This is a genomic window from Streptomyces sp. NBC_01298, from assembly GCF_035978755.1.
GTDB lineage: Bacteria > Actinomycetota > Actinomycetes > Streptomycetales > Streptomycetaceae > Streptomyces.
On sequence record NZ_CP108414.1, the window covers coordinates 212,384 to 236,211 of the forward strand.

The 23,828-nt window shown below is 72.3% G+C and carries 18 protein-coding genes; 11 read left to right on the top strand and 7 right to left on the bottom strand.

Going from position 1 to position 23,828, the window contains the following annotated elements; genetic code table 11:
• Positions 1-30: 30 nt before the first annotated feature.
• Both OG730_RS01025 and OG730_RS01030 read right to left on the bottom strand, forming a co-directional pair.
• Positions 31-1,401 carry a carbohydrate-binding protein gene (locus tag OG730_RS01025; protein WP_327302289.1) on the bottom strand — a complete coding sequence of 457 codons (1,371 nt, stop codon included), beginning with the start codon at positions 1,399-1,401 and terminating at the stop codon, positions 31-33.
• A 123-nt stretch (positions 1,402-1,524) separates the two neighbouring features.
• Positions 1,525-2,466, bottom strand: coding sequence for a LysR family transcriptional regulator (locus tag OG730_RS01030; RefSeq protein WP_327302290.1), 942 nt, complete (start codon positions 2,464-2,466; stop codon positions 1,525-1,527).
• Between the two features lie 153 nt (positions 2,467-2,619).
• Here OG730_RS01030 and OG730_RS01035 point away from each other — a divergent pair, with 153 nt between their 5' ends.
• Positions 2,620-2,781, top strand: a complete 162-nt coding sequence (locus tag OG730_RS01035) for a carbohydrate-binding protein (protein WP_243337014.1) — start codon at positions 2,620-2,622, stop codon at positions 2,779-2,781.
• Positions 2,782-2,927: 146 nt separating this feature from the next.
• A complete protein-coding gene (locus tag OG730_RS01040) occupies positions 2,928-3,965 on the top strand; it encodes a LacI family DNA-binding transcriptional regulator (protein WP_327302291.1) in 1,038 nt (345 codons plus the stop codon).
• A 145-nt stretch (positions 3,966-4,110) separates the two neighbouring features.
• On the opposite strand, the gene OG730_RS01045 is transcribed toward OG730_RS01040, so the two are convergent.
• Positions 4,111-6,891 carry a glycosyl hydrolase gene (locus OG730_RS01045; protein WP_327302292.1) on the bottom strand — a complete coding sequence of 927 codons (2,781 nt, stop codon included), beginning with the start codon at positions 6,889-6,891 and terminating at the stop codon, positions 4,111-4,113.
• Positions 6,892-7,144: 253 nt separating this feature from the next.
• Here OG730_RS01045 and OG730_RS01050 point away from each other — a divergent pair, with 253 nt between their 5' ends.
• From OG730_RS01050 to OG730_RS01075, 6 genes are all read left to right on the top strand, one after another.
• On the top strand, positions 7,145-8,449 hold the full coding sequence (locus OG730_RS01050; RefSeq protein ID WP_327302293.1) for an ABC transporter substrate-binding protein: 1,305 nt from the start codon (positions 7,145-7,147) through the stop codon (positions 8,447-8,449).
• A gap of 132 nt (positions 8,450-8,581) precedes the next feature.
• A complete protein-coding gene (locus OG730_RS01055) occupies positions 8,582-9,583 on the top strand; it encodes a carbohydrate ABC transporter permease (RefSeq protein WP_327302294.1) in 1,002 nt (333 codons plus the stop codon).
• Complete coding sequence (locus OG730_RS01060; RefSeq protein WP_327302295.1) at positions 9,580-10,518, top strand: carbohydrate ABC transporter permease; 939 nt, start codon at positions 9,580-9,582, stop codon at positions 10,516-10,518. The genes OG730_RS01055 and OG730_RS01060 overlap by 4 nt, the downstream gene beginning before the upstream one ends.
• A 106-nt stretch (positions 10,519-10,624) precedes the next feature.
• Positions 10,625-12,052 (top strand): GH1 family beta-glucosidase, encoded by a 1,428-nt coding sequence (locus tag OG730_RS01065; RefSeq protein ID WP_327302296.1) that lies wholly within the window; start codon positions 10,625-10,627, stop codon positions 12,050-12,052.
• A 116-nt stretch (positions 12,053-12,168) separates the two neighbouring features.
• Positions 12,169-12,495 (top strand): hypothetical protein, encoded by a 327-nt coding sequence (locus OG730_RS01070; protein WP_327302297.1) that lies wholly within the window; start codon positions 12,169-12,171, stop codon positions 12,493-12,495.
• A 305-nt stretch (positions 12,496-12,800) separates the two neighbouring features.
• A complete protein-coding gene (locus tag OG730_RS01075; protein WP_327302298.1) occupies positions 12,801-13,232 on the top strand; it encodes a VOC family protein in 432 nt (143 codons plus the stop codon).
• 66 nt (positions 13,233-13,298) lie between these two features.
• Here the strand turns inward: OG730_RS01075 and OG730_RS01080 are convergent, their stop codons facing one another.
• Complete coding sequence (locus OG730_RS01080) at positions 13,299-14,582, bottom strand: saccharopine dehydrogenase family protein (RefSeq protein WP_327302299.1); 1,284 nt, start codon at positions 14,580-14,582, stop codon at positions 13,299-13,301.
• 131 nt (positions 14,583-14,713) lie between these two features.
• Between OG730_RS01080 and OG730_RS01085 the strand changes: the two genes are divergently transcribed.
• On the top strand, positions 14,714-15,433 hold the full coding sequence (locus tag OG730_RS01085) for a TetR/AcrR family transcriptional regulator (protein ID WP_327302300.1): 720 nt from the start codon (positions 14,714-14,716) through the stop codon (positions 15,431-15,433).
• 20 nt (positions 15,434-15,453) lie between these two features.
• Here the strand turns inward: OG730_RS01085 and OG730_RS01090 are convergent, their stop codons facing one another.
• Positions 15,454-16,443, bottom strand: coding sequence for an ArsR/SmtB family transcription factor (locus tag OG730_RS01090; RefSeq protein WP_327302301.1), 990 nt, complete (start codon positions 16,441-16,443; stop codon positions 15,454-15,456).
• Between the two features lie 150 nt (positions 16,444-16,593).
• Entirely contained in the window at positions 16,594-16,971 is a 378-nt protein-coding gene (locus OG730_RS01095) for a MerR family transcriptional regulator (protein ID WP_327302302.1), read from the bottom strand.
• Positions 16,972-17,123: 152 nt separating this feature from the next.
• On the opposite strand from OG730_RS01095, the gene OG730_RS01100 reads away from it, so the two are divergent.
• Positions 17,124-18,095 (top strand): aldo/keto reductase, encoded by a 972-nt coding sequence (locus OG730_RS01100; RefSeq protein ID WP_327302303.1) that lies wholly within the window; start codon positions 17,124-17,126, stop codon positions 18,093-18,095.
• A gap of 402 nt (positions 18,096-18,497) precedes the next feature.
• A complete protein-coding gene (locus OG730_RS01105) occupies positions 18,498-19,688 on the top strand; it encodes an acyltransferase family protein (protein WP_327302304.1) in 1,191 nt (396 codons plus the stop codon).
• A gap of 17 nt (positions 19,689-19,705) precedes the next feature.
• Here OG730_RS01105 and OG730_RS01110 read toward each other — a convergent pair whose 3' ends face one another.
• Positions 19,706-23,689: an nSTAND1 domain-containing NTPase gene (locus tag OG730_RS01110; protein WP_327302305.1), complete on the bottom strand. Its 3,984-nt coding sequence runs from the start codon at positions 23,687-23,689 to the stop codon at positions 19,706-19,708.
• Between the last annotated feature and the right edge of the window lie 139 nt (positions 23,690-23,828).

Consider the following 23,828-nt stretch of genomic DNA (forward strand, 5'->3'; position numbering starts at 1 on the left):
GCCACGGCGCCCGCTGTCGTACCGCGTGCCCTACAGGCGCTGCCAGAGCGCCGGGACCACCGGCGGCTCCCAGCCCGTCTGGGCCTGGTGCCCCTGGATGCAGCGGTAGCTCGCGCCGCCGTACGTGACGGTGGCGCCGGCGGCGTAGACGGATCCGGCCTTCCAGGTGCCGCCGGGCTCGGGGTCACCGGGGCCGGGGCCGGGGCCCGGGTCGTTTCCGGTGACCTTGAGGGTCAGGCCGTAGGCGGACAGGATCGGGTTCAGCGGCTGGAAGAAGGTGGTCCCGCCGCTGGAGCAGTTGCCGGAGCCGCCCGAGGTCACGCCCTGGGCCTGGCTGCCGGAGATGTAGGAGCCGCCGGAGTCACCGGGCTCGGCGCAGACGGTCGTGCGGGTGACGCCGGAGATGGTGCCCTCGGGGTAGGTGACGCTGGTGTTGTGCTGCTGGATGGTCCCGCAGTGCCAGCCCGTGGTGGAGCCGGAGCGGCACACCGAGGCCCCGACGGGTTGCAGCACCGAGCCGGTGACCTGCGCGTTCGCCCCGCCGCTGCCCTTGACGTACGGGGTGGAGGTCCAGTTGGCGTTCGCCGCCACCCAGGCCATGTCGTTCCCGGGGAAGACGGACGCCTGGAAGGAGCCCTGGGCGACCTGGTTGAACCCGCTGGTGGCGGTGCCGGCCCGCCCGCAGTGCCCGGCGGTGGCGAAGCCGTTCACCGTTCCCTTGGTGATCGGGAAGCCCACCGAGCAGCGGCCGCTGCCGTTCATGTAGTACGCGTCCCCGCCGCGCAGGTCGTACAGCGGGCGCGGGGCCTCGGCGGTGCGGACCACCGTGACCAGTGCCGCGTCGGTCCCGGTGGCCGCCAGCAGCGCGGCCGCCGCCCCGGGCCGGGTCTCCTCCACGACCAGGGTGTTGCCGCGCGGGTCGACGTAGCGGACCGGGGTCCCGGCGGTGGCGGCCCGGTCCAGCGCGGCCTTCGCGGTGTCCAGGTCGGCCAGGGAGCGGCCGACCAGCTTCGCCCGGGCCCCGGTGGCCCGTATCGGGGCGGTGTCGGCGGCGCGGGTGGTGGCCACGGTCAGGGTCCCCGCGTCGCCCCCGTCGAGCCAGGCTCCGGCGAAGGTCGCACCGAGCCGGGCCTGCAGCCGGGCGGCGGTGGCCCCGGCCTCGGCCTCGTGGGCCAGGCGGGCCTCGGCCTGTGTGGGGGTCAGGCCGAGGTCGCGCCGCATGGCGACGAGCAGCTCGGGAGGAGCGTCGGCGGTGCGCAGCGTGGCGGAGGCGGACTTCTGCGGGCGCGCGGTGTCGGCGGAGTCCGCGGGGGCGGCGGTGGCAACGGCGCCGGTGGCGGCGAGCAGCAGCCCGGCGGCGGCCAGGGCGGTACACGCCGCGCGGGCGTGTCGCTTGAGCATGGGGGATCTCCTCGGTTCGGTGGGGGTCAGCGCCACCGTAGGAATCCGCACGCTCCCGCGGGAGCTGCCGGTCGGCCCCTCCCCCGGTGTTATGGCCGCGCGACGCGCCCCGCCCCGTCCGGCCTACGCCCGTTCCGCCAGGGTCGTGGCGACCGCGGCGGCGGACGACCGGGCCAGCGCCTCCGTGTGCGCGTCCCGCGCGTGCTCCAGCACCGCCGCCGCGCGGGCGGCGGCCCGCGCGGCCGGATGCCAGCCGAGCAGGTGCCTCCACACCAGCGGGCTCCCGGCGAGCGGCCGGGCCACCACCCCGGGGGTCACGGGGAAGGTCGCCCGGCACAGCCCCACGGCCCGCCCGACCTGGACGAGGTGCACGCACGAAGCCGTGTCCGTCTCGTACACGCACGCCGGGGTGAACCCGGCGCGCACGCACGCCGCCGCGAAGCAGTCCCCGAAGCACCCGTCGCCCGGTACGTCGGTCCATGCCTCGGCGGCCAGTTCCGCCAGCTCGATCCACGGCCGCTGTGCCAGCGGGTGGTCCTCGGCCAGCATCACGTGCACCGGGTCCCGTGCGACCTCCCGCCACGCGAGCCGTCCCGGCCCCGGCGGGGAGCTCTCCCCGCACACCCCGACCAGGGCGAAGTCCAGCCTGCCGGCGGCCACGCCCCCGGCCACCTCCCGTTCCGACCACGAGGTGGAGGTGGTCACCGGCACTCCGGGTTCCTGCCGGACGATCCGGTCGACGAGCCCGCCCAGGAGCGGCCCGTGCGTCCCCCCGAGCCGGTAGCCGACCGTGCCCTGCCGGGCGAACCGCACCGCCTCCTCCTGGAGCTCGCACACGGCCGGCAGCACCACGCGGGCCCGTTCCAGCACCAGCTCCCCGAGCGCGGTGGCCCGTACGCCCTCCCGCCCCCGGAGGAAGAGCGGCCCGTCCAGCGCCCGCTCGATCCGCTTGAGCTGGGTGCTCAGCGCGGGCTGGGTGAGCCCCAGCACGGTGGCCGCGCGGGTCAGGCTGCCGGCGTCGGCGACCGCTCTGACGATCTTGAGATGCCTCAACTCCAGATCCATGACCCGAGCTTGGTCCAGACCTGTGCACATCCGCTACGGGTCTACCGCATCCGGAATCGGGCAGGCGGACGACATCGGGTGTCTGCCCTGCTCAGGAGGGTGCGATGCTTCTTGCACGCCGGCAGCGAGCCGGCTCGATGAAAGGTGACCCCCATGGCGGCAGGATTCTCGGAGTGGAAGGTCAACCGGCAGTATGCGGAGAACGACCGCGTCGTTCACTTCGGCAGGCAGTACCGGTGCCTGGTGACGCACAAGTCCAATTCCGCGAGCAACCCGGCGACGACCGTCAAGATGTGGCAGCCCTACGCCGGCTGAGCGGCCCGCGGCGAACCCGGCGACATCCTTGTGGAAGCGCTCTCATTCCTCCGCCCGTCCCGGCGCTAGGCTGTAGCCGATCCGGCGACGGCGCAGGTCCGCACCACCTTGCGCGTCGCCGCCCCCGTCCACGAGGAGCGACCGCCTTGCCCGAGCCGTCCCCCGGGTCCCGCCCCACCCTGGAAGCCGTCGCGGCGCGTGCCGGCGTCTCCCGGGCCACCGCCTCGCGGGTCGTCAACGGGGGCGACGGGGTCCGCAAACCGCTGGTCGACAAGGTGCTCCGAGCGGTCGACGAGCTCGGCTACGTCCCCAACCACGCGGCCCGGACGCTGGTGACACGGCGGACGGGCGCGGTGGCCGTCGTCATCGCGGAGCCGGAGGTGCGGATCTTCTCGGACCCCTTCTTCTCCCAGCAGATCCGGGGCATCAGCAAGGAGCTGACCGCCCACGACACCCAGCTCGTGCTGCTGCTGGTGGAGGGGCCGGGCGACTTCGACCGGATCACCCGGTACCTGTCCGGCGGGCACGTGGACGGCGCGCTCGCCTTCTCGCTGCACACGGACGACCCGCTGCCCGCGATCACCCGGCGAGCGGGGATCCCGACCGTGTTCGGGGGCCGGCCCGGCTGGACCGCCGGACCCGGCGAACGGACCGTTCCGTACGTCGACGCCGACAACCGGGGTGGGGCCCGGGTGGCCGTGCAGTACCTGCGGGACCTGGGGCGCGAGCGCATCGCACACATCGCCGGGCCGCCCGACCAGACCTCGGCGACGGACCGCCTCGACGGCTACCGGGACGTGCTGCTGGACATGGATCCGACGCTCATCGCCGAGGGCGCCTTCACCGTGGAGAGCGGGGCGCGGGCGATGGCGGAGCTGCTCGACCGGCGGCCCGACCTGGACGCGGTGTTCGTCGCGAACGACCTGATGGCGTCGGGGGCGCTACGGGTCCTGCGGGATCGCGGGATCGCGGTGCCCGGGCAGGTGGCGGTCGTCGGGTTCGACGACATGGATCCGGTGGCCAAGGAGACCGACCCGCCGCTGACCACCGTCCGGCAGGACATCGAGGGCCAGGGGCGGCTGATGGCACGGCTGCTGCTGCGCGGCCTCGACCGTACGGGGAACGGCACGGGACCGGACTCGGTGATCACCCCGACCATGCTGGTCCGGCGGGCCTCCGCCTGAACCCGCCGTGCGCCGCGTACGGCGGGTCCCCGCTCCGAGGAGCCGGAGACCCGGAGACCCGGAGACCCGGAGACCCGGAGACCCGGAGACCCGGAGACCCGGAGACCCGGAGACCCGGAGACCCGCCGCAGCGATCGTGCCCGTCCTACGCGTACGGGATCCTCAGCACCGCCGCGTCCGTGCCCGTCTGCACCTGTGACGTGCCGTTGCCCAGCGCGTTCCAGATCTCCAGACGGACGGTGCCGTTCTTGAGTTCGCCCAGGCTCCCGGTGACGGCCTGCGCGCCGACCGCCTGCGTGTACTCCTCCCAGCCCGCGACCGGGTCGGTCGCGAAGTAGCGGAAGGTTTCGGTGCGGTCGAAGGTGCCGTCACCGGTCAGGTCGTAGCTGACCCGGACCTGCGGGGCGAGCCCGACCTTGGCGCCGGCGTCCACCCGGAGGCGGAAGGCGGTGGCGGCCCCGGCGGAGACCTTGCCGGTGACCTGCTTCGCCTCGTAGACGGTCGGCCGGTACGGGGTGCCGTCCCGGTTCACGCCGTCGGCGGAGGCCAGGGTGTCCGCGCCGGCCGGGTCGGTGGTGGCGGTGGTGAGGACGCCGCCGGTCTTGAGGCGGAAGGTGTTGCCGGTGGACGGTCCCGGCTCCTCCGGGTCCGGGTCCGGGTTTCCGGCGCCGGTGCCCGTGGCCGTGGAACGGGCCGGTACGGAAAGGGTCTTGCCGTCCGAGAAGGTCACCGTTCGGGTGGTGGAGCCGTGGTTGTGCGCGGTGTAGGTGCGGGTGCCGTTCTTGGTGAAGACGGCTGAGGTGGGCAGGTCGCCGCTGACCGTCATGTCCGGTGCGCCGAGGGTGTTGAGGGTGTTGATCCAGTGGTACGCGTGCGCCTTGGACTCACCCTGCTCGGGGGTGTAATTCCCGTTCACGCCGTCCCACTTGGCCTTCGCCGACGCCGGATCGGTCAGCGCCTCGAACTCCCAGAGCAGGTCGCGCCACTCCTGGGCCGGGCCGCCGTTCTCGCGCTCCATCTCGGCGATGTTCCGCGTGATGGCGGCCTTCTCACGGGCCAGGTGCAGTGAACCTCCAGTCACCGGAAGGACGTTGATGCCATGGATCTCCTCCGGGTTGGCGGTCCACCAGGTGGAGTAGGCGGCGCCGCTCCCCCAGACCATGCCGACCGTGCCGTACTTGTAGGAGGCGGGGAAGACCTGTTCGCTCGCGTCGAACCAGTACTGGGTGATGGCCTCGGACTCCGTCGTCAGCAGGTAGCTGCCGAGGTCACGGAGCGAGGTGTCGCCGGTCGCCGCGCCCCAGAGCACCAGACCGGCGCTGAGGTTGATCGACTCCGACGAGGACTCCTGGTTGTTGCCCGCCGCGAAGCCCTGGTGGCCGGAGGCCCAGCTGTGGCCCGCGTACACGTCGAAGCCGCGCAGGAAGGGGTACGCCGCGTCCGTGCGGCTCGGGTTGGCGGTGTCGCGGATCAGGTGCTTGGTCATCGCGCCCCAGGCCGAGTCCGCCGCCCAGGCCGGGTCGTACTGGGCGATGATCGCGGCGGCGTAGACGTAGTAGCTGTAGTGGAAGTGGTGGTCGTTGAGCTCGGTGTCGCTGCCGTACGAGGCCGGGTAGCCGGTGAGGGTCTTCCAGTCCTTGTCGTAGCTGAACTCGCTCGCCCCGCCCGCCGTGAACCACTCCTGGAGCCGGCCCTTCATCAGGCCGAGGAGTTTGTCGCGGGTCGCCGTCTGGCCGATCTGGTCGGCCACGGGCACCAGTTGGGCGAGCCGGCCGAGCGCCTTGCCGGTCCAGTAGGTGTCGGTGGCCCCGGAGAACGGGTCGGAGGCATTGGCCACCTCGCCCAGGTAGCCGGCCAGCCGGGCCCGGTCGACGCCGCTGGAGGCGGGCAGGGCGGGCAGCACGCCGTTGTTCTTCTGGCTGGTGGTGAAGGAGGCGGACTCGCGCACCTTCATGGTGCCGCGCGGCGAGACGTACGTGTACGGGGTCAGCGCGTCGGTCGTGTGCAGCCACTGGTGGCGGTAGAGGGCCTGGAGCGTACCGCGCTCGGTGCCCTCCTTCGCCTCCGTGGTCAGGGTGTAGGTCGCCCGGACGTCGCCGCCGGCGTTCTGCCAGGCCACCTGGGAGCCGGTGACGAAGCTGAACGCGTACTTGCGGTAGGTCGCGAGCGCGTCCATGGAGGGCAGGACGGCGAGCGAGAAGTAGTCCTTGCCCGCGAGTCCCGCGGTGATCGTGGTACCGGACACGGTCCAGTCGGCGCCGGTCGGGGCGAAGAGGGCGTAGTGGTGGCCGGCGACCGTGATGCCGAGGACGTTGCCGTTGTCGGCGAAGACGGTGGGCGTGGAGGCGGTCGTGACGCGGGCGTCCCCGCCCGAGCCCTTGGCGTACACGAACGGCATGCCGTGGCCGATGGTGGCCCGGAAGGTGCGCGAGCCGTCGGCCCAGTACGGGGTGACCGTCCAGTCCGACCAGGCGTCGGCCTTGGTGTCGGGAGAGTTCAGGCCGGTGAGGCCGACGGTGAGGTCGGCCTTGTGGGCGTACTCGTACTGCCGGCCGTCGCCGACTATCGCGGGCGTGGTCGGGTAGCCGACCTCCAGGCCGGAGGCCTTGGCCTGGTAGGTGAGGGGGTGACCGTACATGGGGGTGGAGTACGGGTTGTCGCCGTAGCGCTGGTAGGCGAGGGAGGTCCACCAGTCGTTGGTCGGGACCGGCTTGTCCCGGGCGGCGGCGGTGAGTTTGGGGGTGACGGGGGCGCCGGTGTTCGTCGTGGGTCCCGACGTTCCGGCAGGTCGCGCATCGGTGTAACTGCCGGACCCCGCGGGGATGGTGGCGGCGGCCGCGGGGGAAGCGGCGGGGCCCAGGCCGATGGCGGCCAGGCCGAAGGCCAGGAGCGTCGCCACTGCGGGTCTGGAGAGGGAGGCTCGCACGAAACTGCACCTCGATCACGTGGGGGGAAGAGCGCGTTCGAGAGCGCTCTCAAGTGCCATGGAACGTAAATCTCCTGAAACCTGGGTGTCAAGAGAGCGTGCATAAAGGGGAGTTAGCCGCAACGCCAAGCTGTTATGTGTTCGAGTCTTGACGGGGAGGGGTCGACGGGAGACGCTCCAGACGCAAGAACTGAGAGCGCTCTCAATCGGCTCTCCAGCGTTCCGTTCATCCTGAAGTCAAGGGAGGCTTCCCATGCCCATCGCCCGAGCCGCCAAGAGAGCCACGGCCCGCCTCGGCGCCGTCGTCCTCACAGGAGCCCTCCTCGCCGCCTGCGGGTCCGGCGCCTCGCCGGACTCCTCCGACGGCGCGGGCGAAGAGGTCACCCTCACGGTCGACCTCTTCGGATCCTTCGGGTTCAAGGAGGCGGGGCTCTACGAGGAGTACCAGAAGCTCCACCCCGGCGTGACGATCAAGCAGAGCGACACTCAGGACGAGGCCGACTACTGGAAGTCGCTCCAGACCCGCCTCGCGGGTGGCGGCGGGCTCGCGGACGTGCAGGGGGTCGAGGTGGGCCGGATCGCGTCGGTCACCCAGCAGCAGTCCGACAAGTTCCAGGACCTGAAGGCGTTCGGGGCCGACAAGCTCAAGGGCCAGTTCGCCGAGGCCAAGTGGTCGGCGGCGACCACGAAGGACGGCAAGGTCCTCGGCCTCGGCACGGACGTGGGCCCCGAGGCCATGTGCTTCCGCACCGACCTCTTCCAGCAGGCCGGTCTCCCCACCGACCGCGAGGAGCTCGCGAAGAAGTGGTCCACCTGGGACGGCTACCTGGAGCTGGGCAAGGAGTACAAGAAGAAGGCCCCCGCCCAGAGCGCCTGGCTGGACAGCGTCGGCTCCCTCTACGGGGTCATGATCGGCCAGGAGAAGGAGCGGTACTACAACGCCGCCGGCGAGATGATCTACGAGACGAACCCGGCGGTCAAGACGGCCTGGGACACCTCCGTGAAGGCGGCCGAGGCCGGCCTGAGCGCCAAGCTCGACCAGTGGTCCCCGCAGTGGAACCAGGCCTTCGCCGCCGGTTCGTTCGCCACCATCCCGTGCCCGGCCTGGATGCTCTGCTACGTCAAGGGCCAGGCCGGCGCCTCGGGCCAGGGGAAGTGGGACGTCGCCAAGCTCCCCGGCGGCGCGGGCAACTGGGGCGGCTCGTACCTCGCCATCCCCCGTGCGGCCAAGCACAAGGAGGAGGCGTACAAACTGATCGAGTGGCTCACCGCGCCCGAGCAGCAGGCGAAGGTCTTCCAGAAGCAGGGCAACTTCCCCTCCTCGACGGGCGCGATCGCGAAGATCTCGGACGCCGTGGACCCGTACTTCTCGGGCGCCCCGATCGGCCGGATCTTCGGTGACGCGGCCAAGGAGTCCCCGGTCCAGGTCCTGGGCGTGCACGACCAGAACGTGATGCAGCAGCTGACGAACGCGCTGAGCGAGGTCGAGCGCAAGGGAGTCTCCTCGGACAAGGCGTGGGAGACGGCGAAGAAGGGCGTGGCGAACGTGACCGGCTGACGCCGGCCGCGGGACCGGCCGCACCCGGCCCTCCCGCCCCCTCGCCTCCTCCCGCCCCCTCGCCTCCTCCCGCCCCCTCGCCCCTCCTGCCCTCTCGCCCCCTCCTGCCCCGATCCACCGAAGGGCCGCTTCGTGTCCCCCACCTCCACGGCGAAGGCCGGACCCCGCCCGGCCAGAATCGGATCCGGTTCCGGATCCGGTCCCGGGACCGGCCCGGACGACGGTCCGGCCGCCGCTCTCCGGCGCAGCTGGCGCAAGGCCTCCCCGTACGCCTACATCGCCCCCTTCTTCACCCTGTTCCTCGCCTTCGGCCTCTTCCCGCTCCTCTACACGGCGTTCGTCTCCCTCTACCGCGTCGAGCTCCAGACGAGCGGTGACATGGAGTGGCGGGGCATCGCCAACTACACCGCGCTCTTCACCGACGAGTACTTCTGGACCGCGCTGCGCAACACCTTCACCATCGGCGTGCTGTCCACCGTGCCGCAGCTCGCGATGGCGCTGGGCCTGGCCCACCTGCTCAACTACAAGCTGCGCGGGCGGACGTTCATCAGGACCGCGGTCCTGCTCCCCTACGCGACGTCCGTCGCCGCCGCCACGCTCGTCTTCGCGCAGCTCTTCGGCCGCGACTTCGGGCTGATCAACTACGTGATCGGGCTCATCGGTGTCGGCCCGGTGGACTGGCAGACGGGCACGGTCGCCTCGCAGATCGCGGTGTCGACGATCGTGATCTGGCGCTGGACCGGCTACAACGCGCTGATCTACCTGGCGGGCATGCAGTCGATCCCGCACGAGCTGTACGAGGCCGCGGCGATCGACGGGGCCTCTCGCTGGCGGCAGTTCATCCACGTGACCCTCCCCGGACTGCGGCCGACCATCGTCTTCACGGTGATCGTTTCCACGATCGGCGCGACCCAGCTCTTCGGTGAGCCCCTGCTGTTCGAGGGGTCCATCTCCGGCGGCATCTCGCACCAGTACCAGACCCTCGGCCTGTACATGTACGAGCAGGGCTGGGGCTTCTTCCACCTGGGGCGGGCCGCGGCCATCGCCTGGGTGATGTTCGTCCTGATCGTGGTGCTCGTCGGGGTCAACGCCCTGATCGCGCGCCGCCGCGCACGCAAGGAGGCCGGCCGATGACCGCGCTCGCCCCACCGCCGGCCGCGCCCGGAAAGCGCCGCCCTCCGCGGGTGCGGCCCGGCAGCCGCCCGTGGTTCCGGTCCCGCTTCCGGTTCCGAAAGGGCGGTGGAGCCGGGAAGACGATGACGGGCGGCTGGATCGCCTACCTCATCCTCGGATGCGCGCTGCTGGTCTCGGCGTTCCCCTTCTACTGGACGATCGTCGCGGCCAGCCGGTCCAACGCGGACCTGGCGCGGGTGCCTCCGAGCCTGCTGCCCGGACCGAACCTGATGAAGAACTTCGAGGCGGTCCTCGAAGAGGCCGACATAGGCAAGGCGCTGCTGAACTCGCTGATCGTCTCCGGGTCCGTCACCCTGGGAACGGTGCTCTCCTGCACGCTCGCCGGCTTCGCCTTCGCCAAGCTCAGGTTCCGGGGCCGGGGCGCACTGCTGACGCTGACGATCGGGACGATGATGATCCCGCCGCAGCTCGGTGTGATTCCGCTGTTCATGCTGATCGCCGAACTCCAGTGGGTGAACCAGCTCCAGGCGGTGATCCTGCCGGGTCTGGTGTCGGCGTTCGGGGTGTTCTTCATGCGCCAGTACCTGATCCAGTCGTTGCCGGACGAACTGATCGAGGCGGCGCGCGTGGACGGGGCCTCCACAGCACGCGTCTTCTGGTCGATCGTGATCCCGATCGCGCGGCCCGGCATGGCGGTGCTAGGGATGCTCACGTTCATGGCGTCGTGGAACGACTTCTTCTGGCCGGTCGTCGCGCTGTCCTCACAGGAGCCGACCGTGCAGGTCGCGCTGCGGCAGCTCGGCGGCGGCTACGTCAACGACCAGTCGGTCATCATGGCCGGCACGCTGCTCGGCACCCTGCCGGTGCTGCTCGTCTTCGGCCTGCTGGGCCGGCAGATCGTCGGCGGCATCATGCAGGGGGCCGTCAAGGGCTGACGCGTCCATGCCTTCCGGTGCCCGGTGCGAGCCCTGCCCCACCGCGGCCCGTCCGATCGTCCCGCTCTCCTTCCCCCCTCCCCCTACTTCCTGGAGTGTCCGCCTCATGACCGCTGTCGACGCCCGCCCGGCGACCTCCACGGGCACCCGCCCCGGGACCGGGACGGGGCTCCGTTTCCCCACCGGATTCCGTTGGGGCACGGCCACCTCCGCCTACCAGATCGAGGGCGCCGCGACCGAGAACGGCCGGACGCCCTCCATCTGGGACACCTTCAGCCGTATGCCCGGCAAGGTCCACAACGGTGACACCGGTGACATCGCCGCCGACCACCTGCACCGGATGCCCGACGACGTGCAGCTGATGAAGGAGCTGGGCGTCACGGACTACCGCTTCTCCGTGTCCTGGTCCCGGGTCCAGCCGACGGGGCGGGGCCCGGCCGTGGAGCGCGGCCTGGACTTCTACCGCCGTTTGGTGGACGAGCTGCTGGCGAACGGGATCAGGCCGGTCGCGACGCTCTACCACTGGGACCTCCCGCAGGAGCTGGAGGACGCGGGCGGCTGGCCGGAGCGGGACACCGCCCAGCGGTTCGCGGATTACGCGGACCTGGTGGCCCGGGCGCTGGGCGACCGGGTGCCGACGTGGACGACGCTGAACGAGCCCTGGTGCGGGGCGTTCCTCGGGTACGGAAACGGGCTCCACGCCCCCGGCCGCACCAGCAACCTCGCCGCGCTGCGAGCCGCCCACCACTTCAACCTGGCGCACGGCGGCGCCGCCCGCGTCCTGCGGGACCGCCTCCCGTCCACCGCCGAGATCTCACTGACGCTGAACCTCCATGCCCTGCGCCCGTTGACGGACACCGCGGCGGACCTCGACGCGGTGCGCCGGATCGACGCGGTGGCGAACCGGATCTTCATGGACCCGGTCTTCCACGGGCGCCTGCCCCAGGACCTGGTGGAGGACACGGCGGGGGTGACGGACTGGTCGTTCGTCCGGGACGGTGACCTGGAGGTCACGTCTACCCCGATCGACTCGCTGGGCATCAACTACTACTCCCCCAGCGTGGTTTCGGCCGGCTCGTCGGCTTCCCCCGCGCCCTGGGCGGGGGCCGAGGAGCACGTGGCGTTCACCCCGGCGGCGGGGCCGCGCACGGCGATGGACTGGCCGGTGGACGCGAACGGCCTGTACGAGCTGCTGACCCGGCTGCGCGACGAACTCCCGCACCTCCCCCTCATGGTGACGGAGAACGGGGCGGCGTACGAGGACTACGCGGACCCGGCCGGGGAGGTCCACGACCCGGAGCGGGTGGAGTACCTGGACGCGCACCTGACGGCCGTGCACCGGGCGATCCAGGACGGGGTGGACGTGCGCGGCTACTTCCTGTGGAGCCTGCTCGACAACTTCGAGTGGTCCTACGGCTACAGCAAGCGCTTCGGCATCGTCCACGTGGACTTCGCCTCCCAGCGCCGGACGGTGAAGGACAGCGCGCGATGGTACGCGGAGGTGATCGCGCGGGGTGGGCTGGCGCGGGACTGAGGGGACGTCTCTCCTGCTCGCGGCCGTGGGAGCGCCCCAGGGCCGCGAGTGCCGCAAGGCCCGCGAGTGCCGCGAGTGCCGCACCACGGGACAGCGACGCGCCGTAGTCTCGGGCCGTGCACGAAAACGAGATCAAACTCAAAGCCATCGCCGCACTCACCGCCCTGCGCGCGGATGTCGGCGAAGGCGTCGCCTCCGAGCTGCTGGCGGAAGTGACCCCCGATCACTTCCTGGTGCCGGAGGGAGCCGCCCCGGAGGAAGTCGGCAGCGCCGTGCTCGATCAGCTCTCCGCACCGCTGAGCGCTCTGGTCAACGGTTTCATCGCCGCCTTCGCCGCGGTCGCCTACGCGTACGACCAGACCGGCGCGGAGCCCGGTACCGATGCGCTCCTGCAGGAACTCGCGCTTCGACTCGCCCGCGAGGACGGTCAGGAGTCGCCCTGACCGGTATGCGCCCGCCCCTCCTCGGCACCATCGCCCCAAGAGCGCCGGACCAGTCGCTTCCTCCCTCAACACCACGCCTCACAGGGCGACTTGGCGGTGCTGCGAAGGTCCTTGCGGACAAGGGTGGTTGGCGTGGTCACGGTCCCGGGGCGGCCCGAGGGACCGTGCCGCACCGACCGGCCGGCCGGCCGGCCGAGGGGGCATCGCCGAATTCTTTGCCGCGTGCCGCGTTTCGGCTCGCCCGGGGGCCGCCCGTGGGCCACGGTGGACCTTCCCGCACCATTCGTGTTCCGAGGAGGCCCGTCATGAACTGGACGCTCGAAGTGGTCCTGGTCCCTGTCACCGACATGGACCGGTCGAAGGAGTTCTACGCTGACAAGGTCGGCTTCACCCTCGACCTCGACAGCGAGGTCGCGCCCGGCGTCCGCATCATCCAGCTGACCCCGCCCGGCTCGCGCTGCTCGATCGCGCTGGAGCACGGGATGCCCCCGGCGCCCGGTGCGCGCCAGATGGCACCGGGCACCTTGCAGGGCCTGCAGCTCTGCGTCACCGACATCGAGGCCGCGCGGGAGGAGCTGACGGTGCGCGGTGTGGAGGTGTCGCCGGTGCGGCACGTCGGGGAGAAGGGCTGGGAGGACGGCAAGGGCGACACCTGGAACTCCTTCCTGACCTTCACCGACCCGGACGGCAACGGCTGGGTCGTCCAGGAAGCGCCCTCGGAGCTGTCGGCGCGCTGACGACACACTGCCGGTAGGGCCCCCCTTCGACGCCCGCCGGCACGACCGGCGGGAGGGGCGACGGCGTCAGTGGTCCGATGCCGGAGCCGGCGCGGCCGGGATCGGCGCGGCCGGGATCGGGACCGGGCCCTGTTCCCGGATCGCCCAGGGGGATCCGTACGCGGTGAGCAGGTCGAGGAAGGGGCGGGGCGGCAGGGCCTCCGGGCCGAGGACTCCGGACCCGGACCACACCTCGGCGGCGAGCAGTTCGAGTGCCACCACCGGGTTGACGGCGGTCTGCCAGACCACGGCCTGGGAGCCGTACTCGCGCATGGACCACTGGTTGTCGACCACGTGGTAGAGGTAGACCTCGCGGGGCAGGCCGTTCTTGGTGCCCTTGACCCAGGTCCCGGCGCAGGTGCGGCCGGTCATCCGGTCTCCGAGGGTCGCCGGGTCGGGCAGGCAGGCCGCGACCACGTCGCGCGGAGAGACGCGGACCGGGCTGCCGTCCTCGCCGCGGACGGTGACCGGCTCGGTGGAGTCCAGGCCCAGCGCGTGGAGGGTCTTGAGCTTGCCGATGAAGTCGTCGCCGAGGCCGTACTTGAAGGTGACCCGGCGGGCCCCGACCCAGCGCGGGACGAGGAGGACCTCCTCGTGCTCGACGTTGACGCACTCCACGGGGCCGATGCCCTCGGGGAAGTCGAAGACCTCGGGCTCGCTGAAGGGTTCGGTGGTGAACCAGCCGCGCTCGCGCTCGTACACCACGGGAGGGTTCAGGCACTCCTCGATCGTCGTCCAGATGTTGAAGGACGGTGCGAAGTCGTAGCCCTCGACGGTCAGATCGGCCCCGTCGCGGATGCCGATCTCCTCGATGTCGTCAAAGAGTTCATCGGCCGCGTAGCGGGCGAAGACGTCCGAGAGACCGGGCTCCACACCCATGCCCACCAGCGCGAGCCGGCCCGACTTCTCCCACTCCGCGGCCCGTTCGAACTGCTCCTCGCCGAGCTTCACCCCGCAGGTGCCGTACGGGTCTTCGGGGTGCGGGCGGGACAGGGACATGGCCATGTCCACGTAGTGGGTGCCGGCCGCGAGCGCGGCGTTGAACAGCGGCATGACGAACCGCGGGTCGGTGGCGTTCATCAGGACGTCGCACCCGTGCTCGGTGAGCAGCCGGGCGACTTCCGCCTCGTCGGAGGCGTCCGCGCGGCAGGCGGTGAAACGCCGCTCCGCCTCGCCCAGGGCGGCGACGGCGGCCTCGGCGCGGGCCAGGTCGTAGTCGGCGACGACGAATCGGTCGAAGAAGCCGCGGCGGGCGGCGATCTTGACGATCGCGCTCCCGACACCACCGGCACCCACAAGCAGAACACGCATGACGAGGTCCTCTCTCGGTGGGGCGTGCGCCCCAGGGGGCTGATGGAACCGCCTGCGAGGAGTTAAGGTCAATGCTGTTGGCATAAGGCTGGGACACGAGGGCGCCGAAGGGTCCAGGAGGCGAGTCCGCGATGCCGAAGGACGTGGTTCCGGAGGAGGCCCGCCGAAGGCGGCGTCCGACCCGGCAGGGCACGGTGCTCACCGAGCGGCTGATCGTCGAGACGGCGCTGCGGATGGTGCGGGAGCACGGAAGCGCGGGCCTCACCGCCCGGCGGCTCGGCACCGCCCTGGGCGCGGACCCCAGCACCCTCTACCGCTACTTCGACGGCATGGACGGGCTCACTCTGGCCATCGGCGAGGAGCTCATCGGCCGGGCTCTCGCCGGCTGGGCCCCCACCGGGCGGTGGCGCGAGGACCTGCGCTCCCTGGGCCTGCGCATCCACGGCGCCTACCTCGCCCATCCCCAGGCCGCCCTGCTGACGGCGAGCCGGGTGACCGGGCGGCCCCGGGAGATCGCGGCCGACGAGGCCATCCTCGGCAGTCTGCGCGGTGCGGGGTTCGGCGACGAGGACGCCGTGCGGATCTACCACGCCTACATCGACCAGTGCCTGGCCTTCGCCGCGCTCGACGCGGGTTCCCTGGCCTTGACGGAGCAGGCTCGGGAGTCCGATGAGGAGCGGTGGGAGTCGACGTACGCCCGCCTGCCGGCCGGGACGTACCCGAACATCGCGGCCACCGCCGGGCTCCTCGCGGCCCGGATGCCGCACAGCGCCTATCCGGTCGCGCTGGACATGCTGCTGGAGAGCGCCGAGCGCGAGCTGGCCGGCGCGGGCGGGACCGGCGGGCGCTGAGGGCGGTCATCCGTCTTCGGTCAGTGGCTTCCCAGGAGTTCGGCGCCCAGCGGGGTGACGGTGTGCACCACGGACTTGCCGCGCCGGCTGGTCGTGATCAGATGGGCGTTGCGCAGTACCGTCGCGTGCTCGCTCGCCGCCGCGATCGAGACGTTCAGGCGCCGCGCCAGCTCCGTGGTGCTGCACCCTTCGGCGGCCACTTTCAGTGCGGCGGCCCGCGTGCGCCCCAGCAGTGCGCCCAGCGACTGGTCGGCGGACCGCGCCGCGCCCCACAGGGTGGCGGCCGCCGCCGTGTCGCCGACGGTGGGTATGGCGAGCGTGGGCGCCGCGGTGTCGTCCTGCGAGTCCCACAGCAGCCTCGGCTCCCGCCAGAGGAAGACCGTAGGAGCGATGACGAGACCGCGCCCCCCGAGGTGGACGTCGACGTTCCGGTGGTACGGCATCTCCAGTACGGGCGCCCGCCACCGCACCAGCGGGACGCACATGCCCTCCAGCAGGCGTTCGATCCCGCCGTCGAGCAGGGTCCGGGCGAAGGTCGTCCGTACGCCCTCCAGATGGGCTCTCGCGCTATTCCAATAGGGCGCCACGATCGCCTCGTTGCAGGCGGTGAGCCCCGCGGCGAAGTCCCTGCGGGCTTCGAGGTCGCCCTCCGCCAGCTTCCGGGCCCACGGCAACTGCGAGGGGTGGAAGTCGATGTGTTCGAACTCGGTCCGCAATCGGGCGGGCGATGCCCGGAGCAGGTTGTCGATTCCCTCCTCGACGGACGGCGTGTCACCCATCAGCACCGTCAGATCGACATCCGGGCCGTCCAGGGCCAGCAGGCTCGTGACCGGGCGCGCCCGCTGCCCCAGCCGCCCGCGGACGGCCTCCCGCCAGGGGCGGAACGGCAGGGCCGCCGCGGCGCAGTCGCGCAGCAGCCGCAGGCCGTACATCGTTTCCGAGGCCGCTCCGATCGTCACGGCCACGCGGGTCCGGGCCAGATCCTCGGCGGTGAAATATATGCGCAGCACCGAGCATCCCTCCAACGCAGTGCGCTCGAGCGCCACTTGATCGTCAAGCGCAGTCTGCGCCCTGCCCGGGACTCCGTCCAGGACCTATTCCGGCCAAGACGACCGAAGCGGTGGTGCCGTGCGGATCCCCGGACGGAACCCGGGAAGGCGTCAGTTCAACGCCCGGCGGTAGAAGGCGATCTTCTCGCGAACGTAGGCCTGTTGTCCGCGCAGGTGGGCGATGTGCTCCTCCACCTGCTCGTCGTGCCGCTCCAGCAGGGCCAGGCGATCGGCGAAGGTTCCGTCGCCGTCGCGGACGAGGCCGGCGAAGCGCCGCATCTCGGCGATCGGCATCCCGGTGTCGCGCAGGCAGCGCAGCACGGCGAGCCACTGGAGATCGTGCTGGGTGAAGCGGCGGTGGCCGGTGCGCGAGCGGTGCACGGCGCCCAGCAGACCGATGCGCTCGTAGTACCGCAAGGTGTCCAGGCTGAAGCCGGACCGCTCGACCGTCTCGGCCGGGGTCAGGTACTCGGTCGTGGGTGCGCTCATGCGGGGATCATGCCATCGGCGGTAGCGGGGCGCCGAAAGGTTTGACCTGGACCGCGCTCCAGATGACACCGTTCCTTACCCGGCTCCCGGCTCCCGGCGACCGACGCCGATGGCCCGGCCGCCACCCCACCCACGTCCGCAGAGGAACTCCCATGCGTTTTCGCACCCTTGGCCTGCGCACCGACGGCACCCCCGGCCCCACGGTGAGCACGCTCTGCCTCGGCACCCTGCCGTTCGGCACCCGCATCGACGAGCAGCGCGCGATCGAGCTGCTGGACCGGTTCGTCGAACGCGGCGGGACCTTCATCGACACCGCCGACTGCTACTCCTTCTGGCTCGACGGCGCGAACGGCGACGAGAGCGAGCTGGTGATCGGACGCTGGCTCGCCGCACGCGGCAACCGGGACGAGGTCGTGCTGGCCAGCAAGGTCGGCGCCCGGCCGACCGGCCCCGGCGAGTGGCCGGGCACCGCCGAGGGGCTGTCGGCGGCAGCCGTCCGGGCCGGCGTCGAAGGCAGCCTCAAGCGGCTCGGCACCGACCGGCTCGACGTCCTGTACGCACACATGGAGGACCGCCGGCCGCCGCTGGCCGAGACGGTCGCCGCGTTCGGCGGACTCGTCGCCGACGGCACCGTCGACGTCGTGGGCGTCAGCAACCAGGTCACCTGGCGCATCGACCGGGCCCGTGCGCTGGCCCGCGAGCGGGGAGTGGCCGGATACAGCTGCGTCCAGCAGCAGTACACCTACCTCCGGCCCCGGCCCGGCGCGACCTTCGGTTCCTGCGAGCACGCGACGCCGGAACTGCTCGACTACGTCCGCAGCGAACCCGGCGTCACGCTGCTCGCCTACACCTCCCTGCTGGCCGGCGCGTACACGGACCCCGCCAAGCCCGTCCCGAGCGGCTTCGACCACTCGGGCACAGCCGGTCAGTTGGCCGCGCTGCGTGACGTGGCCGCCGAGACCGGCGCGACCGCCAACCAAGTCGTCCTGGCCTGGCTGCTCGGTGGCGACCTGCCCGTCCTGCCCGTCGTCGGCGCCTCGACCCTCGCCCAGCTCGACGAGGCCCTGGACGCCGTCACCCTGGACCTGACCCCGGCGCAGCGCGCCCACCTCGACCGGGCGTAGGGCCGGCCGGCGCGAACGGCCGCGTGGTCAGCGCCGGCCCGGCCCCTCCTGGGCGCCGGGCCGGCGGCCGGCGAGGGCCCCTGAACCGCCCAGCAGGCCCGGCGCGAGCAGCAGCGGCGGTCGCCCTTGAGCTCGGTCGGGTAGCCGTCCGATCGGCCAGGGCCACCAGCGTCAGCAGCCCCGGCCACCACCGGACCGGGCCCGGTCGTCGGGGGATAGAATCCCTGCGACCGATGTCCGCGCCAGGTGAGCGCACGATCTCACTCGACGGCATCGGTCTCCCGTGGGGGGACCTGCCGTTGGCGCCGGGGAGCAGACGCCTCACCTCTTCGTGTGCCTGGGACGTGGCTCGCTTCCCGGTGCGCAGCAGTGTAGAAACCACCAGAAGAATGAGACGGACCAATGGCCCATGCCGCAATAAGTACGACGGAGGGGCACGTTCCGCCCACGGCCTCCGGCCCGGCGCCCGCGGAGACGGCCGGGCGGAGGTCCGCGCCCCGCCTGTACGCGCTCGACGGGCTGCGTCTGCTCGCCGCCCTCGCCGTCGTCTCGTTCCACTGGACCGCCTTCGCGGGGGTACCCGAGGTCTGGGGCGGCAAGGTCCCGTCCGATTTCATGCCGGACATCTCCCGGGTCACCTCGTACGGCTGGCTCGGCGTGCAGCTGTTCTTCATCATCAGCGGCTTCGTGATCTGCATGAGCTGCTGGGGGCGCAAGCCGGGCGACTTCTTCGTCTCCCGGGTCATCCGTCTCTTCCCCGGCTACTGGGCGGCCGTCCTGCTGACCGCGGGCGTGCTCCTGCTGGTGCCCCACCTCGGCCGGCCCGGGGCTCGCGCCGGGATGGACCTCCCGACCGTGCTCGCGAACTTCACCATGTTCGTCAGCCCGCTCGGCTACCACTACGTCGACGGCGTCTACTGGACGCTCTGGATGGAGCTGCAGTTCTATCTGCTCTTCGCCATCGTCGTGACCATGGGCCTCACCTACCGCCGGGTCGTCGCGTTCTGCGGCATCTGGGCGGCGGCCGCGCTCCTCGCCCCGCAGACGAAGATCCCGCTCCTGGAGAGCTTCGCCATGCCCCAGGAGTCCCCGTTCTTCATAGCCGGCGTGGCCATGTTCCTGATGCACCGGTTCGGGCCGAACCTGCTCCTGTGGGGAATCGTCGGATTCTCCTGGCTCGTCGCGATGAGCCGCATAGACGGGCTGAAGCACACCTACGAGAACGCCACCGGGCACCCGCTGTCCTGGACGGTCGTCGCCGCGATCATCACCCTCTGCTATCTGGTGATCATCGTGGTCGCCCTGGGCTACCTCGACCGGATCCAGTGGAAGTGGCTGACCGTCGCCGGCGCCCTCACCTACCCGCTGTACCTCATCCACCAGGAAGCCGGCTGGACCCTGATCCACTGGCTGCGCACCCTGGGCATCGGATCAGGCGCCGCGCTCGCCGTCGCCCTGGCCGTCGCGCTCCTCACGGCCTGGCTCATCCACCGGGTCGTGGAACGACCGCTCAGCGGTCTGATGAAGCGGGGGCTGAACAAGTCCCTGGGCACGATGCGTGCGGCGTCCGACGCCCGCGACCACCGGCAGTAGAGCCGGCAGTAGAGCTGTCAGCAGGTCTTTCGGTAAGGGAGATCCGGGAGGTAGGTGCGCCAGTCGGACCGGGACAGTCCCGTTCCGGCCCGGGTGCAGACGGACTCCGCGAGCCGGACCGGGGCCACCTGGTGGGTACGGACGGTGCTGTGTGCGCCCGCGCTGTGCAGGGTGCGGCCGTCGGGAGAGAAGGCGACGGCGACTATCCCGTCACCGGGGGTCGGCAGCGGTGATCCCAGCGGCCGGCCCGAGTCCACGTCCCAGAGCCGGAGCGTGCCGGAGGCGGCCGCCACGGCCAGGGTCCGGCCGTCGGGGGAGAACGCCAGGGCGGTGACGGCCTTGACGGAGTCGGAGCCGAGCACGTCGGAGCCGACCGCGTCGATCCCGGCCGGGAGGGTGGCCAGTCGTCGCTCGGCCCGTCCGTCCCACAGGGTGACCGCGCCGGTCCCGTCACCGACCGCCAGGCGTGTGCCGTCGGGGCTGTAGGCCAGTACCCCGCCCGGTTCCATGGCCTGGCCCCGTTCGGTGCGCCGGCCGGTGGGGATGTCGTAGGTGGTCGAGGAGGTCGCGAGCAGGCGGCCGTCGGGGCGGACCGTGACCGGGGCGGACCGGGTGCTCCGGGAGGCTGCCATCGAGGAGCCCCGGTCCTTCGTGAGGTCCCGCGGCCCGGTCCGGCGGCCGCTCGCCAGGTCCCGGACGTCCAGGGTGTCGACCCCCGCGCGCGTCGTGAGCAGGGACCGGCCGTCGGGTGAGACGGCCATTCCCGTGATGGGCATCCGGGCGGCGAGCGACGGTTCCGGGTCCGTGGGGAGGGGGCGGGCCTTGTTCCCCGGTATGTCCCACAGCACCGGCTCCTGGGCGCTCTCGCGCCGTCCGTCTCCGGCCTCCGCGCCTTCGGCGAAGTCGGTCCGGGCATGGGCGAGGGTGCGTCCGTCGGGGGTGAGTGCCAGGAGGACGCGGCAGTCGTGTGCCGTGGGCGTCCCGGTGGGCGGTTCCGCGGGCGTTTGCGTGGACGCCGCCGGTGCGGCCTTCGGGCAGTCGGCCGGCGGGGTGCGGGCGGTGCGCCGGCCGTCGGCGACGGCGTAGGCCTCGGACCAGGTGCTGTCGCCCTGTCGGCGGTCGACGGCGACGGTCGTGGCGTCCGCGCTGAAGGTGCCCGTCGATGCCGGCTCGGGGTTCCAGTCCGGTGTCGTGGCCGGCCCGTAGGAGATCGTACGCACCATGGTGTCCCCGAGCCGGCGTTCGGTCAGGTACCTGAGGACCCCGTCCTTCGGGTCGATGCGGAGCTGGGAGGCGGCCCCGTTGGCGAGGGAGTACCGGAAGACAGGCCGGTCGGGCGCGGCTATCCGCCACATCAGGATCTCCCGGCCGTCGACGGCCGCGGCGAACCGGCCGTCGGGGCTGGTGGTCACCTCGGTTAGGCCGTTGTGGTTGATCCCGGCCGGTTCCCGGCCCGTGACCGGGTCCCACAGGGTCAAGCCGCCCGTCTCGTGGCTCATGAGGACGGCGCCGTCGCCGGTGAACCGGAACGACTCGACGGCGCACCCGCCGGGTCGGGCGGCGGGCAGCTCGGTGCCCCGGGCCACGTCCCAGACCCGCAGGGGGACCTCGCTCCGTTCGAAGGGGCTCGCCGCGTCCCCTCCCCTGGCGCACAGGGCCAGGTGGCGTCCGTCGGGGCTCAGCGCCCACAGGGGATGCCGCCCGGTCGGCACCTCCAGCAGGGTCCGGCCGCTCCGTGCGTCCCGGAGCGAGAGCCGGCCGGTGGCACCGTTCATGTCCATGGTGGCGACGACCTGATCGGAGGCGGTCCAGGTGGTCGAAGCGCCCCCCGGCCGGGGCGCGGCGTCCAGCGCCTTCCCGGACACCAGGTCCAGTCGGCGGGCCCCACTACCGGCTACGGGATCCGACTTCCCGTCGCCCCCCTGGAGCAGGGCCGTGCGGCCGTCCGGGGAGATCCCGCGGAACAGGGTGGCCTGGTCGAGGGCCGTCTCCGGGCCGATCGCCGTCCTCTTCGTGACGTCCCAGGCGCGTACGGAGTCGATGTCGACGGTGACCGCGACGCGGCCGTCCGCGCTCAACCGGACCGGGAGCGCCGGGTGGGAGGTCCAGGGGCCCGCCTCGTCGGGCACGTCGTAGGCGTCGGACTCGGCCTGGACGGACGCCGCCAGCAGCGCCGACCGGGTCTCGGCGGTCTCGGCGACCCGCCAGGCGGCCACGCTCAGCCGCATCGCCAGGGCGGGGTCGGAGCTCCGTAGCCCCTGGGCCACGGCAGCCAGTTGACCGGCGGCCAGTTCCTCCCCCTTGGCCCGCCGGGTCTCGGCGTCGGCCCGCTGGCGGAGGTTGTCGCGGCCCTGCTGCCAGGCGTTCGTGCTCGCCACCGTGAGCAGGACGAGCAGGAGGGTGACGACGGAGGTCACGCCCCGCCGGATCCGGCGTGTACGGGCCCGGGACGCGAGTCCCGCGCGCAGGAACTCCCGCTCCACCGGCACCAGTTCGGCGGCACGGTCGGCTCCGTCCGCGAACGTGGTCTCGGCCTCGGTCAGTTCCCCTCCGCGCAGGAGCGCCCCGGCGTCGCGCCGGCGGGTCAGCCAGTTCTCGGTGGCCTGGGTCAACCGCCGGTGGCGTCGCAGCCGTTCGCGGTCGGTGTCGATCCAGCCGCTCAGCCGCGGCCACGCGGTGATCAGGGCCTCGTGCGCCAGGTCCACGACGTCCCGGTCGAGGGTGACGAGCCGGGCCCGGGCCAGCCGGTCCAGCACGGCCCCCGCCTCGCCGGCCTCCGGCGAGTCCGGGGGCACGAGGGTGTCGCGGGGTACGGGCCGCCGGGTGTCGGGGGCTCCGTCGCCGGGGGATCCGTCGCCCGGGGTGATCAGGCTCAGCAGGAGGCGGCGCGCGACGGGGGCGCGGTCGGGCCCGAGCTCCGCGTACACCCCTTCGGCGGTCTGGGCCAGGGCGCCGCGCAGACCGCCGGCCGCCTCGTGTCCGGCCAGGGTCAGCGTGCGTCCGCGACGGCGCCGCCAGGTCTCCAGCAGGGCGTGGGAGAGCAGCGGCAGGCTGCCGGGTTCGCGGGTGACCTCTTCCACGAGCCGGGCCGTGAGGGCGCGTTCGACGGTGAGGCCGGCCGCCGCCGCGGGGCGCACGATGGCGCCGCGCATCTCCTCCGCGGTCAGCGGACCCACGGGGAGGGTCGCGGCCCGGGCGGCCTCGGCGAGGGCGGGGTGGGCCAGGCAGTTCGCGTAGAAGTCGGCGCGCACGCCGAGCACCACGCGGATCCGGCTTGCTGGGCGGCGGGCGGCGAGCAGGGCCGCGAGGAAGTCCTCGCGTTCCTCGGGGTCCGCGCAGAGCGTGAAGACCTCTTCGAACTGGTCGACGATCAGCCAGGTCTCCCCGTCTCCGGGGGCCGGGGCGAGGACCGGCCCGTGGGTCCGCATCGGGTGTTCGCCGGGGGTGAGGACGCGCAGGGCCGCGGCGGGCGGCAACGGCGGCTCGGAGCGGCGCAGCCGCGGGATGAGGCCGGCCCTCAGCAGGGAGGACTTGCCGCTGCCGGAGGGGCCGAGGACGACGGTGAAGCGGTGTTCGGCGACCAGGGCCGTCAGGTGGTCGGTCAGGCGTTCCCGGCCGAAGAACACCGACTCGTCCTCGGGTTCGAAGCGCGTCAGGCCGCGGTAGGGCGGAGTTCCGCCGCCGTCGGCGCCGAGCGCGAGGCGGGCGGCTTCGGTCTCGGCGGCGGTCTCGGCTTCGGCCTCCCGCCAGCGTCGTTCCCATTCCGTACGGGCGCCGCCGCAGGCCTCGGCGTAGGCCAGCGTCACGGGCAGGCTCGGGAGCCGGTTCCCGGCGGCGGCCTGGGAGAGGGCCGTCACCGAATAGCCGGCCCGCGCGGACAGTTCCCGGTAGGGGACGGAGCCGGCCGCGCCGCGCAGGGCGCGGAGCTCGGCCGCGAACCGGGCGGTGGGGCCGGCCTGTGGATCGAGCGCCTTCTCCGGCCTTCCCGCACCGCTTCCCATGCCGCTCCGCTCCCCCGAGATCAAGATCTTTTCCACCGTAGGAGGGAGGCCCGGCGGCCACAAGGGCCTCTTCGGCCACGGAGAACAATTGTTCAGCCGCCCGGATGGAGGCTGCTGAACAATCCGCGAGCCGGTGGAC

Excerpts from the sequence above, each read along its gene's own strand:
- OG730_RS01025 (WP_327302289.1), bottom strand. The coding sequence starts at position 1,401 with ATGCTCAAGCGACACGCCCGCGCGGCGTGTACCGCCCTGGCCGCCGCC.
- OG730_RS01030 (WP_327302290.1), bottom strand. The coding sequence starts at position 2,466 with ATGGATCTGGAGTTGAGGCATCTCAAGATCGTCAGAGCGGTCGCCGAC.
- OG730_RS01035 (WP_243337014.1), top strand. The coding sequence starts at position 2,620 with ATGGCGGCAGGATTCTCGGAGTGGAAGGTCAACCGGCAGTATGCGGAG.
- OG730_RS01050 (WP_327302293.1), top strand. The coding sequence starts at position 7,145 with ATGCCCATCGCCCGAGCCGCCAAGAGAGCCACGGCCCGCCTCGGCGCC.
- OG730_RS01060 (WP_327302295.1), top strand. The coding sequence starts at position 9,580 with ATGACCGCGCTCGCCCCACCGCCGGCCGCGCCCGGAAAGCGCCGCCCT.
- OG730_RS01065 (WP_327302296.1), top strand. The coding sequence starts at position 10,625 with ATGACCGCTGTCGACGCCCGCCCGGCGACCTCCACGGGCACCCGCCCC.
- OG730_RS01075 (WP_327302298.1), top strand. The coding sequence starts at position 12,801 with ATGAACTGGACGCTCGAAGTGGTCCTGGTCCCTGTCACCGACATGGAC.
- OG730_RS01080 (WP_327302299.1), bottom strand. The coding sequence starts at position 14,582 with ATGCGTGTTCTGCTTGTGGGTGCCGGTGGTGTCGGGAGCGCGATCGTC.
- OG730_RS01085 (WP_327302300.1), top strand. The coding sequence starts at position 14,714 with ATGCCGAAGGACGTGGTTCCGGAGGAGGCCCGCCGAAGGCGGCGTCCG.
- OG730_RS01095 (WP_327302302.1), bottom strand. The coding sequence starts at position 16,971 with ATGAGCGCACCCACGACCGAGTACCTGACCCCGGCCGAGACGGTCGAG.
- OG730_RS01100 (WP_327302303.1), top strand. The coding sequence starts at position 17,124 with ATGCGTTTTCGCACCCTTGGCCTGCGCACCGACGGCACCCCCGGCCCC.
- OG730_RS01105 (WP_327302304.1), top strand. The coding sequence starts at position 18,498 with ATGGCCCATGCCGCAATAAGTACGACGGAGGGGCACGTTCCGCCCACG.
- OG730_RS01110 (WP_327302305.1), bottom strand. The coding sequence starts at position 23,689 with ATGGGAAGCGGTGCGGGAAGGCCGGAGAAGGCGCTCGATCCACAGGCC.